Annotated in this window: 17 protein-coding genes and 1 pseudogene; 8 read left to right on the forward strand and 10 right to left on the reverse strand. The window is 56.6% G+C overall.

Annotated features, from left to right (window positions below; all coding sequences use genetic code 11):
* The first annotated feature begins 3 nt into the window (after positions 1–3).
* The 6 genes from IEY11_RS06715 to IEY11_RS06735 all read left to right on the forward strand — a co-directional run bounded on the left by IEY11_RS06715 (position 4) and on the right by IEY11_RS06735 (position 7,199).
* Positions 4–1,077: an ABC transporter substrate-binding protein gene (locus IEY11_RS06715; RefSeq protein ID WP_188886144.1), complete on the forward strand. Its 1,074-nt coding sequence runs from the start codon at positions 4–6 to the stop codon at positions 1,075–1,077.
* Positions 1,078–1,153: 76 nt separating this feature from the next.
* Entirely contained in the window at positions 1,154–4,744 is a 3,591-nt protein-coding gene (locus IEY11_RS06720) for an S-layer homology domain-containing protein (RefSeq protein WP_188886145.1), read from the forward strand.
* A 160-nt stretch (positions 4,745–4,904) separates the two neighbouring features.
* A complete protein-coding gene (locus IEY11_RS06725; protein WP_279220770.1) occupies positions 4,905–5,237 on the forward strand; it encodes a PTS sugar transporter subunit IIA in 333 nt (110 codons plus the stop codon).
* 213 nt (positions 5,238–5,450) lie between these two features.
* Positions 5,451–6,380, forward strand: coding sequence for a 1-phosphofructokinase (gene pfkB / locus IEY11_RS06730; protein ID WP_118729169.1), 930 nt, complete (start codon positions 5,451–5,453; stop codon positions 6,378–6,380).
* Between the two features lie 73 nt (positions 6,381–6,453).
* Positions 6,454–6,750 (forward strand): alcohol dehydrogenase catalytic domain-containing protein, encoded by a 297-nt coding sequence (locus IEY11_RS14880; RefSeq protein WP_243183967.1) that lies wholly within the window; start codon positions 6,454–6,456, stop codon positions 6,748–6,750.
* Positions 6,747–7,199, forward strand: a complete 453-nt coding sequence (locus IEY11_RS06735) for an MDR/zinc-dependent alcohol dehydrogenase-like family protein (protein ID WP_243183968.1) — start codon at positions 6,747–6,749, stop codon at positions 7,197–7,199. Before IEY11_RS14880 ends, IEY11_RS06735 begins: the two co-directional genes overlap by 4 nt.
* A 205-nt stretch (positions 7,200–7,404) precedes the next feature.
* Here the strand turns inward: IEY11_RS06735 and IEY11_RS06740 are convergent, their stop codons facing one another.
* A complete protein-coding gene (locus IEY11_RS06740; RefSeq protein ID WP_188886146.1) occupies positions 7,405–8,802 on the reverse strand; it encodes a DNA recombination protein RmuC in 1,398 nt (465 codons plus the stop codon).
* Between the two features lie 11 nt (positions 8,803–8,813).
* Positions 8,814–9,479, reverse strand: coding sequence for a GTP pyrophosphokinase (locus IEY11_RS06745; RefSeq protein WP_117492072.1), 666 nt, complete (start codon positions 9,477–9,479; stop codon positions 8,814–8,816).
* A gap of 197 nt (positions 9,480–9,676) precedes the next feature.
* On the opposite strand from IEY11_RS06745, the gene IEY11_RS06750 reads away from it, so the two are divergent.
* Both IEY11_RS06750 and IEY11_RS06755 read left to right on the forward strand, forming a co-directional pair.
* Complete coding sequence (locus tag IEY11_RS06750; RefSeq protein ID WP_188886147.1) at positions 9,677–10,390, forward strand: M23 family metallopeptidase; 714 nt, start codon at positions 9,677–9,679, stop codon at positions 10,388–10,390.
* Positions 10,391–10,407: 17 nt separating this feature from the next.
* Positions 10,408–10,745: pseudogene (locus IEY11_RS06755) on the forward strand (MobA/MobL family protein); the annotation flags it as partial.
* Here IEY11_RS06755 and IEY11_RS15215 read toward each other — a convergent pair.
* The 8 genes from IEY11_RS15215 to purM all read right to left on the reverse strand — a co-directional run bounded on the left by IEY11_RS15215 (position 10,687) and on the right by purM (position 17,153).
* Positions 10,687–10,857, reverse strand: coding sequence for a hypothetical protein (locus IEY11_RS15215; protein ID WP_407926645.1), 171 nt, complete (start codon positions 10,855–10,857; stop codon positions 10,687–10,689). The pseudogene IEY11_RS06755 and the gene IEY11_RS15215 overlap by 59 nt on opposite strands.
* A 159-nt stretch (positions 10,858–11,016) precedes the next feature.
* Positions 11,017–11,541 (reverse strand): type III secretion system chaperone family protein, encoded by a 525-nt coding sequence (locus IEY11_RS06760; RefSeq protein ID WP_110435875.1) that lies wholly within the window; start codon positions 11,539–11,541, stop codon positions 11,017–11,019.
* A gap of 76 nt (positions 11,542–11,617) precedes the next feature.
* Positions 11,618–12,868, reverse strand: coding sequence for a phosphoribosylamine--glycine ligase (purD, locus tag IEY11_RS06765; protein ID WP_188886148.1), 1,251 nt, complete (start codon positions 12,866–12,868; stop codon positions 11,618–11,620).
* On the reverse strand, positions 12,869–13,402 hold the full coding sequence (locus IEY11_RS06770) for a hypothetical protein (RefSeq protein ID WP_188886149.1): 534 nt from the start codon (positions 13,400–13,402) through the stop codon (positions 12,869–12,871).
* Positions 13,402–14,577: a phosphoribosylaminoimidazolecarboxamide formyltransferase gene (locus IEY11_RS06775; protein WP_118360630.1), complete on the reverse strand. Its 1,176-nt coding sequence runs from the start codon at positions 14,575–14,577 to the stop codon at positions 13,402–13,404. Before IEY11_RS06775 ends, IEY11_RS06770 begins: the two co-directional genes overlap by 1 nt.
* Positions 14,578–14,607: 30 nt before the next feature.
* Complete coding sequence (locus IEY11_RS06780) at positions 14,608–15,321, reverse strand: IMP cyclohydrolase (protein WP_117492078.1); 714 nt, start codon at positions 15,319–15,321, stop codon at positions 14,608–14,610.
* A 17-nt stretch (positions 15,322–15,338) separates the two neighbouring features.
* On the reverse strand, positions 15,339–15,962 hold the full coding sequence (purN, locus tag IEY11_RS06785; protein WP_118360631.1) for a phosphoribosylglycinamide formyltransferase: 624 nt from the start codon (positions 15,960–15,962) through the stop codon (positions 15,339–15,341).
* Between the two features lie 150 nt (positions 15,963–16,112).
* Positions 16,113–17,153, reverse strand: a complete 1,041-nt coding sequence (purM, locus tag IEY11_RS06790; RefSeq protein ID WP_118360632.1) for a phosphoribosylformylglycinamidine cyclo-ligase — start codon at positions 17,151–17,153, stop codon at positions 16,113–16,115.
* Positions 17,154–17,205: the final 52 nt, after the last annotated feature.

Consider the following 17,205-nt stretch of genomic DNA (forward strand, 5'->3'; position numbering starts at 1 on the left):
GCTATGAAAAGAATATGTTTTCTTCCTGTTGTTCTGTTGCTGACCGGACTGCTCTGCGGCTGTACGGGTCAGCAGCAGAACGATCCCTCACCGCAGGAGCACAATCATGCGATGGAGGAGGGGACAGAAACACCGAAATATGACCATCTTACCGTTTACAGTCCGCTGCCGGAGTCGGAAACGCTGCTGTACTGCAGTGCCTTCCGCAAGGATACCGGCATTACCGTGGACTGTATTCATCTTCCTGCCGGAGAAATGACCGCGCGGCTCGAGCAGGAGCGGGACAACCCGCGGGCTTCTGTGCTGCTGGGCGGCTCGGCGGATAACTATATTCAGCTGCGAGAGGCCGGTCTGCTGGAGGCGTATCAAAGTCCCGAGCTGACCGATGTGTCCGAAGCCTATCAGGATGAGCAGGGCGTGTGGAATCCGATCTACATCGGCACGCTGTGCTTCGCCTGCAACACCGACTGGTTTGCACGGACGGGAACGCCGATGCCGACCTGCTGGGACGATCTGCTGTCGCCTGCACTGGCAGGGCAGATTGTGATGGCAACTCCGAAAAGCTCGGGTACCTCGTATACCACGCTGGCAACGCTTGTGCAGATGCGCGGCGAAGACAAGGCGTGGGAGTATTTTCAAAAATTAGACCAAAACGTCGGTTTGTACACCCGTTCGGGTGTGGAGCCGGCAGAGCGGGTAAAAAACGGCGAATACGCCGTCGGTATCGTGTTCTCGCACGATGCCTTCCGTGCGGCGCTGGATGGCTATCCCATTGAGGTGCGCAGTCCGGCAGACGGCACCGGCTATGAGATCGGCGCGTGCGCGCTTGTGCGCAATGCACCGGAGCAGGAGCGCGAAAACGCCCGCATCTTTATCGACTGGCTGACCTCTTCCCGCGGAGAGGAATGCTATATCGAAGCGAAAAGCTGCCGCCTTCCGGCAAACAGCACCGCCCGCGCAGCGGACGGACTGCCGTCGCTGGACGAGGTCAAGCTCATCACCTACGATCTGGAGTGGGCAGGCGAGAACCGCACGCGGCTGATTTCGTACTTCGACACGCATATTTACAGCGCGTGAACCTTGGCTTAAAAGGTTTAACATAGACGCGGCGGTATGGCGGCAGCCGTACCGTGAAGAGAAAGGAGAAAAGAAAATGGCTAAAAAATCTTCGCGTATGCGGCGGCTGCTCAGCGGTGTGCTGTCGGCCGTGATGCTGGCAACACTGGTGCCGAGCACTGCTTTCGCAATCGGAAGGACGGATACCGGCTCCTTCCTGACGGGTCCGTACCTGATGACCCCGAAAACAAACGGCATGGTTGTCGTTTGGGAACTGGATAAACCGATGAAGTCCACCATTACCTACGGTACGAGCGATGCGGACAAGAAAACGCTCGAGGTTCCGGTAGAGGAGGGCGAAAAGTTTAAGGGTGAGAGCATGCACATGTATCGTGCCCGCCTGACCGATCTGACTCCGGGTACGACCTATACCTACAAGGTTGAGACCGAGGACGGACAGACTGTGGAAGGTCACTTCCGCACGCTGCCCGAAAATTCGGATGAGATCCGCTTTGTGGTTGTCAGCGACAGCCATCGCTTTGAAACGGCAACCAAGGTTTCCGATGTGATCGCACAGTTCGATCCGGACTTTATCCTGCATACCGGCGATATGGTAGAGGGCACCGGCTCTCAGAAGGATCAGTTCCCGTACTGGTTCCAGAATGTCGGCTCGTTCCTGCACAATGTGCCGGTTATCTACAACAGCGGCAACCACGATTACGGTGCCTACTTTGATGAGTATGTCACCAAGGTGCAGAAGGAGCAGTATAAGTCCAACGAGACCGGACGCAACGTAGCGTTTGACTGCGGTCCGGTGCATTTCGATATGCTGGACAGCAACCCGTGGTCCCTGTTCGAGCTGAACTCCACTGCGGGCGGCGGCGAGGCAGATGCGGCAACCAAGGCCGTTGTAAACGAGTCGCTCGACTGGCTCAAGGCCGATCTTGCAACCGACGATGCCAAGAAGGCTGACTTCCGCGTTGTTACCATGCACCATCCGTTCGAGGATGACCTGACCCGCAAGTACGTTCCTTCCATCGTGGAGAACGGCAACGTGAATATCATGTTCAGCGGCCATACCCATCTGTATTCCCGCTATGCTTCTGCTGATCCGAAGCGCGGCGCGGATACCCTGTATGTAACCCAGGGCGATGCCCGCATCGGCGACGGCAAGATCGACACCGGCAAGCCGGATCAGCGCCTAAACGACAACTATCCCAACCTGCTTGCAACCGGCAAGGGCGATATGCTCGAAGTAACCGTCAAGGACGGTCTGCTGACCTATAAGAACCTGGGTCTGAGCAGCGACGGCGAGAAGGTATTTGAGACGGTTACGCTGTCCAAGGACGGCACCAAGCTGGCGTACAGCGATATTTCCATCACCCCGGACACCGTTCAGTCCAACGGCACTGTTACGGTATCCGCAAAGGTGACCAATGTCGGCAAGGGTCTGGCGACCGCCTCCATGTGTGTCAAGGACAACGGCACCGACCGTTGGCTGTATGAGTTCGGCAAGAGCGGCAAGGAGCGTGTTGTCGGTCTGAATCCCGGCGAGTCCGCAACGCTGAGCGCACCGCTGACGCTTTCTGCACTCGGCACGCATACCCTCAAGCTGGACAGCTACACCAAGACTGTCAATGTTACCTTCCGCAAGGCAACCTACACCTACAGCAACCTGCGCCTGCAGCTCGGCGGCGGCACAGTAAGCGAGCCGACCAGCGATGTCATCTACGCCAAGGCGGATGTGCAGAACATCGGCAATGAGGACGGCACCGCAGAGGCAGTGCTGTACATCAACGGCGCAGCCGTTACCTCGCAGAAGACTGCGCTTAAGGCAGGCGAGACCCGCACGGTTGAGTTTGCCTACAAGGCACCGGCAGGCGGCAGCTATACCGTCAAGGTCGGCAACTCGGCAGAGAAGACCGTTGCCGTGCTCGGCTCCATGCAGGGCACCCCGATCGTAAAGGATAAGTCCGGCAAGGGCAACGACGGCATCATCCGCGGCAATCCGACGCTCGTTAAGTACAACGGCGGCTGGGGTCTGTCTCTGGACGGCGTGGACGATTATGTGGAAATTCCGGATAACAAGAACTATGTGGTAGACAACGGCGTTACCGGCATGGTTTGGGCAAACATCGACCGTCTGGCAACGGGCGATGAGTGGGACCACAACCCGCTGCTGATGAAGGGCGCTTCCATCAGCTACGGCACCAACTACCTGTTCCGCATGGCAGTCCGCAAGACCGGCATGGTTACCTATGGCATTGGCTTTAACAACGATAACGGCGAGTACTTCTGGAACGACGACGAGAATATGGGCGGCGGCGTTACCCTCGGCAAGTGGGTACAGTACACCGGCGGCTTTGACCGTGCAACCGGCGGCGACAGCTACGAGGATACCAAGGCAAGCGGTCACACCGATGCACCGAATTTTGATTCTGAGATCCGCAACTGGGAAGGCAAGTCCATGTACTCCGGCTTTGCATTCCACCGTCATCTGCTGACGGGCCGCGGCCGCGGCAAGACGCACACCATGCTGACAGGTGACATCGGTCAGCTCCGCTTCTATACCACCAAGCTGACCGCAGAGGAGAACAAGCAGATTTACGCAAATCCGACTGCAAAGGGTCCGGAAAGCGACAAGCTGGTCGTATGGCTGGATTACGCACCGGAGAATATCGTCACCAAGGGCACGCACACCACCGAGTGGCGCGCAATGACCGGCAGTGCAGCACAGTTTACCTATAACGCAGAGATTACCGGCGCGGCTTCTGCAACCGCAACCGTTGAGACCTCGGACGACGGCAAGACCGTAAAGGCTTCCCAGTCCGCAGAGTTGAAGAACGGCAAGAACACGGTTGATATTTCCGCACTGGGCAGTGCAAAGTATGTTCGCGTTACTACCGTACTGAACTCCTCTGTTGCAGAGAAGTCCACCGATATTCCGGTTATCAACGCGTACACCGTCAAGGCCGGCAATACCAATACCTGGGCAACGCTGGCAGACTGGAACGAGGGCACCTTCACCGATGCAGTAGGCTACGAATCCGATGATGTATTCAACGATTACTCTGTGGATTACGACAACTACGGCACCGTGGGCAAGAATGTTAAGGTCGTTGAGGGTACGGTAAGCACCTTTACCGACATCGCGGGCCACTGGGCAAAGGATGCCATCGAATATGTGACCGATAAGGCGCTGTTCAACGGCACGACCGCAACCACCTTCTCCCCGAACGAGGGTATGACCCGCGGCATGTTTGTCACCGTGCTTGGCCGTATGGCAGGCGCAGATATCTCCGCGTACAACACCCAGAGCCAGTTTGCCGACGTAGACAGCAAAATGTACTACAACGCATACGTCAACTGGGCAGCAGCCAACAAGATCGTTTCCGGCGTGGACGCTTCGCATTTCAATCCGAATGCGCTCATCACCCGTGAGCAGGCTGCGGTTATCATGGACAATTACCTGACCGCCACCGGCACCAAGGTAGAGGAGAACGGCAGTGCAGCCGCATTTGCCGACAGCGTAAGCATCCGCGCTTACGCGAAGGACGCTGTAACCAGAATGCAGAAGGCTGGTCTGCTGAGCGGCAAATCGGGCAACCGTTTTGACCCGCAGGGCACGGCCACCCGTGCACAGGTAGCTGTTATCATGCAGAAGCTGTGTGAAAAGACCGGTAAATAAGCCGGTAAAATGAGAAAGGGTCTCCCGCCGAATGGCGGGAGACCCTTTGCGTTCGGAACCTGAAAAAACAGGAGAGGGATAACCTCTCCTGTTTTTTCAGGTTTGATTGTCTCGAAATTCAGTTACTTGATCTCAGCGAACATCTTCTCGAGCGCAGCAGCTGCGCCGGCGGGAAGCCATGGGCGATACCTATATCAAGCCGCTGTTCGCGCTACTGCTGCATTGCAGGACAAAGGCGGTATCGGACTGCCGATTCGGCTATTTACAGGCACAGCCGCCGGTCTACGAGGCCGGAAAGATGATTATGGGGGCACTCGTGCTGCTTGCGCCGGATACCGGTGATCCGATTCCAGTGGAGGTCATGCGCATGGTGAGCGCACAGCTGATCGAGGAGCCTGAGGTGATCGAGCGCCTGCGGACCGGTCAGCGCGACGCAGCCGTGCAGTTGTTGGAAGAAAAGCTGGATCGTCTGTTCTCAGAACACAGAGATTAAGCATAAAAGGGAGCGGTAATGCGGAAAATATTCTGCATTGCCGTTCCTTTTGCACGCAGAACAGAATTTACAGGGAGAATGTGCTCTTGTAATTCCTTACAAAAACGAAAGGGATTATTTGTTGAAATAACAGATTGACGCTTATATGGACTGTTGTTATTTTGATTATAGCTTTTGTTTCAATAGTTTCAAATATCTGGAGGGAGTCATTCCATGATTTATACGGTAACACTCAACCCTGCATTGGATAAAACGGTAGAAATTCCGGGTATTGCGCTTGACACGGTCAACCGCATCACGGAAATGCGCACGGATCCCGGCGGCAAGGGCATTAACGTGAGCAAAGTGATTGCCAAGCTGGGCGGCGAGAGCCGCGCCGTCGGCATTCTGGGCGGTGAGAGCGGCAGAACGCTTGAAAAGCTGCTCGAAAACGAGAATTTCACCACGCAGTTCCGGTTCGTTGAGGGGCAGACCCGCACGAATATCAAAATCATCGACCGGGTCGGCCACACGAATACCGACATCAACGAGCCGGGTCTGACCGTTACGAACGCAGATTTAGATGCGCTGCTGAACGACCTTCTGGCTGAGGTGCACGCAGGCGACATTGTGGTGCTGGCGGGCAGCTTGCCGAAGGGCGCACCGCAGGAAACCTATCGCGTGTGGACGAGCGCATGCAAAAACGCAGGTGCGCGGGTGTTCCTCGATGCGGACGGCGCTTTACTGGCGGAAGGCTTAAAGGCCGCGCCGTACCTCATCAAGCCGAATGATGATGAACTGTCGCGTCTGGCGGGCAGAAAACTGGAAACCATCGAAGAACTGACCGCAGAAGGTCAAAAGCTGCTGGAGAGCGGTATCGAACGGGTGGTTATCTCGCTGGGCGGCCGCGGTGCGCTGTATCTGCGCAAGGGCAGCACGATTTACGCTGAGGGACTCAAGGTTCCGGTCGGCAGTACGGTCGGTGCGGGTGACAGCGTGGTGGCCGCGCTGGCGTATGCCGAGTCGCAGGATATGAGCGAGGAGAACGCGGTCCGTCTCTCGACTGCAACCGGAGCCGCGAATGTCATGTGCAGCGGCACACAGGCCGCCGAGCGCTCGGTTATCGAGGCGCTGCTTCCGAAGGTACGCTTTTCCAAGCTGTAATTGTTGAAATCTATCGTGTTTTAAGATATGGTGAAGGAGAGTTTTATTATGAAAGCAAGGAATGTACGTCTGCATGCTGCGAATGATCCTGCGTCTGGATGCCTTTGAACTGCCGGAAATCCGCGATGATGAGATTCTGGTCAAGGTCGTATCCGACAGCATCTGTATGTCCACCTACAAGTGTGCCATCCTCGGCACCGAGCACAAGCGCGTGCATCCCGATGTAGCTGAGCATCCGGCCGTCATGGGGCACGAGTTCGCGGGCGATATCGTCAAGGTTGGCGCGAAGCATCAGGATAAATTCAAGCCGGGCATGAAGTTCACGCTGCAGCCCGCGCTTACTACGAGGTGTCTCTTGCGGAGACGATGAGTTGCTCGGTCGGTGCGTTTAACGCCGCTTATCACACCAAGATAGGTGTTTATCACCGCGAAATGGGTATTGAAAAGGGCGGCAAGCTGGTCATCATGGCAGGCGCCGGTCCGATGGGCCTGAGTGCGCTGACGTATGCGCTGCACCGTGATGTCTGTCCGTCCATGGACGTTGTGACCGATGTGAACGAGGACCGTCTGGCACGCGCCGAGGCGCTGTTCCCGCCCGCAGAGGTTAAGGAGAAGGACGGCATCGACCTGCACTTTGTCAACACCGGCAAGATGGAAAATTCGGCGGCAGAGCTGCGCGAAATGACCGGCGGCACCGGCTTCGACGATGTATTCTGCTATGCACCGGTCGCAGCCGTGGTAGAGCTGTGCAGCGCCGTGCTCGGCCGTGACTACGCTCAATCTGCCAAAGATTCCGGGCGGCAAAAAAAGGTGCTGTAACAGTGAGAAAACCCTGTCTGTTGTTGGAACAGACAGGGTTTCTTTTGGGGTTAAAGTCAGATATTCGGCTCATACGCCGATACGGCGGCAGTATCTGTATATTGCCCCTCGCAAAGCTAAATAGTACTTTATCACTATTAAGCCTTGCTCTGCGGTGTTTTCTTTTGCCGAGAAAGCGGTTGAGAATCTCTTTCCGCTCAGCGCTTCACTCTTCTTCCGAATCGGTGCCGATATCCAGAACCTTCTGCGTTTCGCTCTCGCTGAGTTCGGTAACGCCCTTCAGCTTGCGGCGGATAGCGCGCGTGCGCGTACCGACCAGCTTATCCAGCTCGCGGCTCGCCTGATCGAGTCGGTTCTGCGTCTGCGTCAGGCAGGCTTCAAACTTGTCAAACTCGGTCTTGACCGCACCCAGAACGCTCCAGACCTCACCCGAGCGCTTCTGAATCGCAATCGTGCGGAACGACATCTGCAGGCTGTTCAGCAGCGCCGCCATCGTGCTCGGACCGGCCAGATTGACATGGTAGTCCCGCTGCAGAATCTCCACCATGCCGCGGCTGACAGCTTCGGCGTACAGTCCCTCGAAGGGCAGGAACATGATGCCGAACTCGGTCGTATGCGGCGGTGCAAGATACTTGTCGTGAATGTCCTTCGCCTCGGATTTCAGAGTGGCGATCAGCTGCTTGACGCATGCGTCAATCTGCTCGCGCGAGCCTTCCTCGTACGCATCACGGAGCGCCCCGTAGGTGTCTCCCGGGAACTTGGAGTCGATCGGCAGCCAGACAAAGCTGCCGTCCTCAACGGGCAGCTTGACCGCATACTCGACCACATTGCGGCTGTTCGGCACGGTCGCCACGTTGGTTTCGTACTGCTCGGGCGCGAGAATGTCCTCGAGGATCGCGCCCAGCTGAATCTCACCCACAATGCCGCGGGTTTTGACATTGGTGAGCACCTTCTTCAAATCACCGACACCCTGTGCCAGCGTCTGCATCTCACCGAGGCCCTTGTAAACCTGCTCCAAACGCTCGTTGACCAGCTTGAATGACTCATTCATGCGCTCAGACAGCGTTTTCTGCAGCTTTTCGTCTACAATTTGACGCATATCGTCCAGCTTTTTGTTGTTGTCCTCCTGCATGGCACGCAGGTTTTTATCCACTGTAACGCGGATGTTCTCCAAATCCTGCTTGGTCTCACCCGTGAAGGTGTGCAGATTCTTGTCCATCGTGCTGCGAATGGTTTCCAGATTCTGCTTAGTCTCACCCGTGAAGGTGTGCAGGTTTTTGTCCACGGTTTCGCGGATATTGGTCAGATTCTGTGTTGTTTCCGCTGTAAAGCCCTGCAGACGCGTCTCAAACCGACCGAGCTGATCGGTCAGACCGCTCATTTTGTCGCCAAGGCTCTTGTCCATCGCGGAAAGCTGATTGCTCTGTGCTTCCCGGCCTTCGCGCAGGTTTTGTGTCACGAGCGTGCCGAGCGCAGTAATGGATGCGGTTGGGTCAATTTGCTGCGGAAGCTCCGGCTTTTCCGGCTTGCGGGTCAGCAGAACGATGACCAGTCCCAGCAGAATAATAACCAGGACCAGGGTTATAATGGGTATGTATTGCATAATTTCTCCTTTTACAGCACTTTCAGTTCTTTTGCGATGCGCTGCATCTCCTGATCGGTCTCCGCAATAACATCCGCACACTTCTTCAAATCATCGGATACATGCTCCGGAATCTCCACATCGGATTTATAGCGCAGCTGGTGCTCCAGGCTGGCCCAGAAATCCATCGCCATCGTGCGAATCTGCAGCTCGATGCGTACCGGCTGCGTGCGTTCCGCGAGGAAAATCGGCACCTCGAGGATCAGATGCAGGCTGCGGTAGCCGTTCGGCTTGGGATTGGCAATGTAGTCCTTCTTCTCGATCAGCGTCAAGTCATCCTGCCGCATGAGCATGTCCGCTACTGTGTAAATATCCTCGATAAACGGACAGATCACGCGGATACCGCCAATATCGTTCAGATTGTCTATCATGGACTGCAGCGTGATCGGGAATCCGCGCCGCTTGAGCTTGCTGATAATGCTGCGCGGGCTTTTGATGCGGCTTTTGATGGCATCAATCGGGCTTGGCTTGCCCGAAATACGCGACTCATCGCTTAGAATATCCAGCTTGGTCTTGATCTCACGGATGCCGGATTCGTACAGCAGCATCATCTGCTGCATCTGCATCGCGGATTCGATCAGCAGTTCCTCGTCGTGCTGCGACAGCCGGTCAATTGCGAAAAAGTCAGCCAGTTCCATAGTCTTTACCCTCCTTGCGTTTCTCTTTTTTTATTTAGTATACCACATTCGGCGATTGGGTACAATCCGCAGACGTCTCCCATTTTGTGGACTATCCGGCATCTGCCGATGAAGTGTTCGCTGTGCGGCAAATTTTCGGCGGCGCGTATATTTTCCGCAGCAGCCGACCATACTGTCAGCAACGGAGGTAAAGGGACATGAAGCAATATCAATCCAAACACACCGCGGTGCTCTCTACCCGCGGATTCTACACCATTCTTTCGCTGTGTGCGCTCATCATCGCCGCATCCGCATGGGTGATCTGGGGCAATGCACACCGGCAGAACGCGGTCGAGCCGGACACCGGCATGCCTATCATCGCACCGGCCGACTCGACCGCAGAAGCACCGACCGAACCGGCCACTGTTCCGCAGCAGGAGCAGGAACCCGAGCCGGTGCTTGAGGAGCAGCCGGTCACGGCGGCAGAGCCGGAACCGGCGGTGACGGTCAGCGCACCCGTGTATGTGCGGCCGGTGTCCGGAGCCGTGCTGACGCCGTTCTCGGGTGACACGCTGCTGTTCCAGCCGACCATGGGCGACTGGCGTGTTCATGCCGGCACGGACTTCTCTGCCGAAGCCGGCGAAACCGTGCTCGCACTGACCGACGGCACTGTGCAGCAGATTGCCGAGGATGGCCTGTACGGCACCTGCGTGACGCTGACGCACAATAACGGCCTGACCTCGTCGTACTGCGGCATGGACGATGTACGCGTGCAGGAAGGACAGGTTGTCTCCGCCGGTGAGGCGCTCGGCGTGTGCGCGGACAGCATTCCCGCAGAATCCGCACTCGGCACCCATGTGCATGTGCAGGTGACGCAGAATGACGCGCCGATTGATGTACTCACGCTGCTCGATGAGGATGAGCCGGAGTAAATCGACACAGACTGTGCGTCCGCTGCTCTGAAATCCTGTTGCCATCGCATGCGCCATCGGAGTATGCAGACCGTGAAACCCTCTGGAACGCGGTGGAGAAAGTCGAACGCGGAAAGAAAGCGCAGCTTGCGTACAGCTTTGACATTGCCTTGCAGAACGAGTTTTCCTTGCAGGAGAACATCGCTCTGGCAAGGCAATTTTTGTTGGAGAACTTTGTGAGCCGGGGATGGTAGTGGACTTTGCCGTTCATTCTCTCGACAAGGAGGACGTCGGCATTTCCAATCCGCACCTTCATGTCATGTGTCCCATTCGCCCTTTGGACGAACACGGCAGATGGGGCAACGAGCAGCGGCAAGGACAAGTGGATTCTGGATGAGGATGCTGCCCAGATTGTCAAGCGCGTCTTTGATCTCTGCATTGACGGCAAAGGCCCAGAGCAGATTTCGCGGATTCTTGAAAGAAACCATGTGGAAATCCCCGCACTGGCAGAACCCATGATTGCAGAATCTACCCTTGGACGCAAAAAAACGGCGTGACCTTAACGGTCACACCGTTCTCTGCCCTAACCGCAGGACTTATAGTTCCTTACGACGGTTAAGCATTACTCTGCGGTGTTTTTATGCTTTTCAGCCGAGCTTCGGGAACAAGTCCTGCTCGATAACAGCGTCGAGCGTCATGCCTGCATAGGCAATCTGCGCCAGACCGTCGATGAAGCGGGAGACTGCCGCAATCAGCACGGAAATGTTATCCGCCACAAACGGAATGATTTTCTCGAGTTCGAGAGAGCCGTCCACCAGCGTGTTGTGCTTGAGGTAAATCTGACCGGCCTCCTCAAAGAAGCCGAACGAGCCGAGCGCACAGAAGTTGTTGCAGTAATCGCACGCATGGCGGAGCTGCACCTTGTTGTTTTCCGGTGCACCCTGAAACAGAGTGACGAAGAACTGCAGCAGACCCATGTCCTCTGCGGGCAGCTGCATCGGGATGAAGCAGGCTTCAATCACAACGTCCTTGGCAACCTTTCCCTGACGCATTGCCTCGCAGCGCAGAATGGTCGGTGCGCCGTCCTTCTGCATGATTTCCGCACGGAAGCCGTTCTGGTTGAGAACATCGTTCATGCAGCCTAAAATCTGATTTTGCTGTTCGATTTTCATTCTTTTTTCCTTTCTTCCATTCACGCAGAATGTAGGGCGGACTGAGGTCAGCCCGCCCTACAATAAACGTAAAATATTACTTTACGCCGATATCGGTGCGATAATGCGCCTTATCGAAGTGAATTTTCTTGACATCGGCATACGCCTTGAGGATCGCTTCGTCGAGCGTGGGGGCAACTGCCGTTACGCCGAGCACGCGGCCGCCGTTCGTTACCAGCTTGCCGTCCTTGACGGCGGTGCCGGCGTGGAATACGAACGAGTCGGTCACATCGTCCAGACCGGTGATCTCCTTGCCCTTTTCGTAGGACTTCGGATAGCCGCCGGACGCCATGCAGACACAGCAGGCGGCATTGTCCGCCCACTTGATGTCAATGTCCTCGAGCTTTTCGTCGATAACGGCATTGAAGATGTCGAACAGGTCGGTGTCCAGTCGGGACAGAACAGCTTGCGTCTCCGGATCGCCGAAACGAGCATTGTATTCGATAACGCGCGGGCCCTTCGGGGTCAGCATCAGGCCGAAATACAGCACGCCCTTGAACGGACGGCCTTCCTTCTCCATAGCCGCGACGGTCGGCTTGAAGATGGTCTCCATGCACTCGGCAGCAATATCGTCGGTATAGAAGCGGGACGGCGAGAATGCGCCCATACCGCCGGTGTTCGGACCTTCGTCATGGTCGTAGGCACGTTTGTGATCCTGCGCAGACGGCATGGTCTTGAGGTGCTTGCCGTCAACGAATGCCAGCACGGAAACCTCCGGACCGGTCAGAAACTCCTCGATAACGACACGCGCACCGGCGCCGCCGAATGCGCCGCCGTCGATGGCGTCCTTGACTGCTTCGATGGCTTCTTCCTCGGTCATAGCCACGGTAACGCCCTTGCCGAGCGCAAGGCCGTCCGCCTTGACAACAATCGGCGCACCGTTCTTCTTGATGTACTCGATCGCGTCTGCGGAGTTCTCAAAAACAGCGTAGCCCGCGGTCGGGATGTTGTATTTCTGCATTAAATCCTTCGCAAAGGACTTGCTGCCCTCAATAATAGCGGCGTTCTTGCGCGGACCGAAGGCACGGATGCCTGCGGCCTCGAGCGCGTCTACCATGCCGAGTGCAAGCGGGTCGTCCGGTGCTACCATAACGAGATCCGGCTTGTGCTCCTTGGCGAAAGCCACCATGCCGTCGATGTCGGTCGCCTTGATGGCAACACACTCCGCCTCAGCGGCAATGCCGCCGTTGCCCGGTGCACACCAGATATGGTCAACCTTGGGGCTCTTCTTCAATGTATGGACGATGGCGTGCTCACGGCCGCCGCCGCCGATAACCAAAACTTTCATTTATTGTTCCTCCGTTTGTAGGTATATGCGCTGTGCGCGGAACATTTCAACGATGAGTGCCACACCGCCGATGGAGATGAGGCTGTTCGCCAGTGTCCACACGGTGTTAAACAGATAGTCGTTCAGCCAGCCGGGGGCGCTGACGAGCACGAGAATGTAGCCCGCGCTCCAGACCACCAGCAAAACCCATTCGGGCAGCGTGCTGTGCTCGATCTTGTGCATCTGGTCTTTGACACCCATCAGCAGCATGCAGCCGGTGAGCAGCAGCGGCACGAGCGCCGCATACTGCAGCACAATCCGCAGCAGACAGGGCGGGATGACTGCCGGACCGAGGATGAGCTTGAACGCCATCGTCACGTCCGCGGCAATGCTCGCGCGCATATACCAGCGGGACGCATTCTGCACGGACAGCGCACCGGCAGACACCAGCGCGAACGCCAATATCTGCAGTGCCCAGTTGTGCTGCGCGGCCAGACTGAGCAGCAGTCCGCCGGATACGGCTAAGTAGGCATAATAGCCTTTCAGCAGTTTCATTAGTGATGGAACAGACGCATGCCGGTGAACGCCATCGTGATGCCGTATTTGTTCGCGGTCTCGATTACGTTGTCGTCACGGATGGAGCCGCCCGGCTGTACAATGTACTCCACGCCGGACTTGCGTGCGCGCTCTACATTGTCGCCGAACGGGAAGAATGCGTCCGAACCAACGGTTACGCCGGTGTTCTTTGCAATCCACGCCTTCTTTTCCTCAGCGGTGAGCACCTCCGGCTTTACCTTGAAGGTCTTCTGCCATACGCCCTCAGCCAGCACATCCTCGTACTCGTCCGAGGTGTAAACGTCGATCGCGTTGTCGCGGTCCGGGCGGCGGATGCCGTCAACAAACTGCAGACCGAGAACCTTCGGATGCTGACGAACGAACCAGTTGTCGGCCTTGTTGCCGGCGAGTCGCGTGCAGTGGATGCGGCTCTGCTGACCTGCGCCGACACCGATGGTCATGCCGTCCTTGACGTAGCAGACCGAGTTGGACTGGGTGTACTTCAGCGTGATGAGCGCAAGGATCATGTCGTGCTTTGCGCTCTCCGGCAGATTCTTGTTCTCGGTAACGATGTTGGTGAGCAGGCTCTCGTTAATCTCGTAGTTGTTGTAGCCCTGCTCAAAGCGGATGCCGAAAATGTCGCGCTGCTCGATCGGCTTTGGCTCGTAGTTCGGGTCGATCTTGACAACGTTGTAGCCGCCCTTGCGCTTGGTCTTGAGGATCTCGAGGGCCTCAGCGGTGAAGTCCGGTGCGATGATGCCGTCGGAAACCTCGTGTGCGAGGTAGGAAGCGGTGTCTGCGTCGCAGGTATCGGACAGCGCCGCCCAGTCACCGTAGGAGCACAGACGGTCAGCGCCGCGTGCACGGATGTAAGCGCATGCAATCGGGGACAGCTCCTTGTCGGTGTCAACAAAGTACATCTGACGCTCAACATCGGTCAGCGGCTTGCCGAGCGCGGCACCGGCCGGAGAAACGTGCTTGAAGGACGCAGCTGCGGGCAGGCCGGTCGCCTTTTTCAGCGCACGGACGAGCTGCCAAGAGTTGAATGCGTCACAGAAGTTGATATAACCCGGCTTGCCGTTGAGTACCTCAATCGGAAGCTCGCCCTCGGTCATAAAAATGCGGGCCGGCTTCTGGTTGGGGTTGCAGCCGTACTTTAAGGCTAATTCTTTCATAAATAGTCCTTTCTGCTCATCAGGCCGCAGTTATTCTGCGTTCTTGTTGCGGATTTCCTGCTCAACTTCGCCGGTCTCCAGATCGACGTAGCGCACGAACAGCGAAACCTTGTTCTGCTCGTTCAGGCTGTTCCAGAGCAGGTTGGTGAACTCGTGAATGGGCAGCTCGATGCGGATGCACTTCGGCTCGCCGCGGAACGGCGGCAGCGGATCGCCGTCGCACTGATAGGTATGGATGAAATGGCCCAGACCGGCAACCGGCTTATCGTACTCATAGAAAAAACGCTTGTTGGCGGTGCGGTCCGAGGTGAAGTTCTTGAGGATGGACAGGCTGTAGGAGCCGTCCGGATTGACAACGCCCGAAATGCGGGAGGTGTAGTTGGGGGCGTCCGGCTCAAACTGGCGGGTGCGGAGCGCCTCAAAGTAGCTCTTGCCCTGCTTGAGATAGTCCACGATGGTATCGGTCTGGTCGCCGTTGGTAACGACCAGGGTGCCGTTGTACAGGCGCACCGGATGATAGATGATCAGCGAGGGATCGACCATCTTGGACGGGTCAAATGCCTCCGTGCGGATACCGTCCTCGGTTTCGGTGAACACGCGGTTGCGGCTGTTCTCCGAGCGGCCCATGATGAAGTAGGCGATAACATTCTTTTTATTATCCGGGGTGCGGCCGAGAATAATGCCGCGGCCGGGATATGCGTTGCTCATCAGCTCCTGGCTGATGTCAAAAACATTCTTGCTCATAATGCTGTCACTCCTGTTCAGTTTTTATGGACGATAGCGCCGTCCACGCGCAGTCTGCCTGCGCAGAAGTCGGATACTGCCTGCGGCAGAAGAATCCACTCCGCGTTCTGCATGACGCGTTTCTGCAAGGTCTCCGGTGTGTCGCCATCTTCCACTTCAACGGCCTTCTGCGCGATGATTGCGCCGCCGTCTACCACTTCGGATACAAAATGCACGGTCGCACCGGTAACCTTTACCCCTTTTGCCAACGCGGCTTCATGCACGCGCAGACCGTAGAAGCCCTCTCCGCAGAAGGAGGGGATGAGCGAGGGATGTACGTTGATAATGCGGTTTTCGAAATGGCGGCAGAAGCTGTCCGGCAGGACGGTCATGAAGCCTGCGAGCACGATCAGACCGATGTCTGCGTTCTCCAGCAGAGCGGTAAGCGCCTTGCCGTACTCTTCCGCGTCGGAAAAGTCCCTGCGGCGCAGCACCTCGGAGGGAATAGCCGCTTTTGCGGCACGCTCGAGTGCATACGCCTTCGGGTTGGACGAAACCACGAGCGAAATCTGTCCGTTTTCGATCTTGCCCGCCTGCTGTGCGTCAATGAGCGCCTGCAGGTTTGTGCCGCCGCCCGAAACCAAAACTGCAATTTTTGTCATTTATTTTTCTCCAAAAAACAAATGAAATGGAGAATTGTGGATTCGTGCAGAACGCGATTATTCAACACATCGCTTTGCACTGAACCACGCAGCGCGGACGAAACCCGCGCAAGGATAGCGCCAATTCTCAATTCTCCATTTTCAATTTACTTAAACGAGTTCTACGCCCTTTTCGGCGCTGTTTACGCACTCGCCGATAACATAAGCCTGCTCGCCTGCAGCGGAAATTGCTGCAACCGCGCGGGAAGCGTCCTCAGCGGCAACGGCCAGAACCAGACCGGCGCCCATGTTGAAGGTGTTGTACATGTCGCGCTCCGGAATCTTGCCGGTCTTTGCGATCAGGTCGAATACCGGCGGAACCGGCATAGCAGCCTTCTCGATCTTGGCAACGATGCCTGCCGGCAGCATGCGCGGTACATTCTCATAGAAGCCGCCGCCGGTGATATGGCTGATGCCCTTAACCTCAACCTTGCCCATCAGGGACTGGATCGCCTTAACGTAGATCTTGGTCGGGGTCAGCAGCTCTTCGCCGAGGGTCTTGCCGAACTCGTCGATGTAGCGGCGAACCGACTTCTCGTTGATGCCGAGCGTCTTGCGAACCAGAGAATAGCCGTTGGAGTGTACGCCGGAGGACGCTACACCGATCAGCGCGTCGCCGGCCTTGATGCCGGTGCCGTCGATCATCTTTTCCTTATCGACCATGCCGACAGAGAAGCCGGCCATATCGTACTCGTTTTCCGGATAGAAGCCCGGCATTTCAGCGGTTTCGCCGCCGATCAGCGCGCAGCCTGCCTGACGGCAGCCCTCTGCGATACCGGAAACCATCTGTGCGATCTTCTCCGGATGGTTCTTGCCGACTGCAACATAGTCGAGGAAGAACAGCGGCTGTGCACCGCAGCAGGCGATATCGTTTACGCACATGGCAACGCAGTCGATGCCAACGGTGTCATGCTTGTCCATCAGGAACGCCAGCTTGAGCTTGGTGCCGACGCCATCCGTACCGGAAACGAGGATCGGATCCTTCATGCCCTTGAACTCCGGACGGAACAGGCCGCCGAAGCCGCCGAGCGTACCCATAACGCCCTTGGTAAAGGTGCTTTCTACCATCGGCTTCATCAGCTTGACCGCTTCATAGCCTGCGGTAACGTCAACGCCGGCAGCCTTGTAGCTTTCAGAACGGCTTACACTCATGTTTTACATCTCACTTTCATTTATCGTATGAACGGGAAAAATGGAAAATTGA

This window comes from Butyricicoccus faecihominis, assembly GCF_014648015.1.
GTDB classification, from domain to species: domain Bacteria; phylum Bacillota; class Clostridia; order Oscillospirales; family Butyricicoccaceae; genus Agathobaculum; species Agathobaculum butyriciproducens.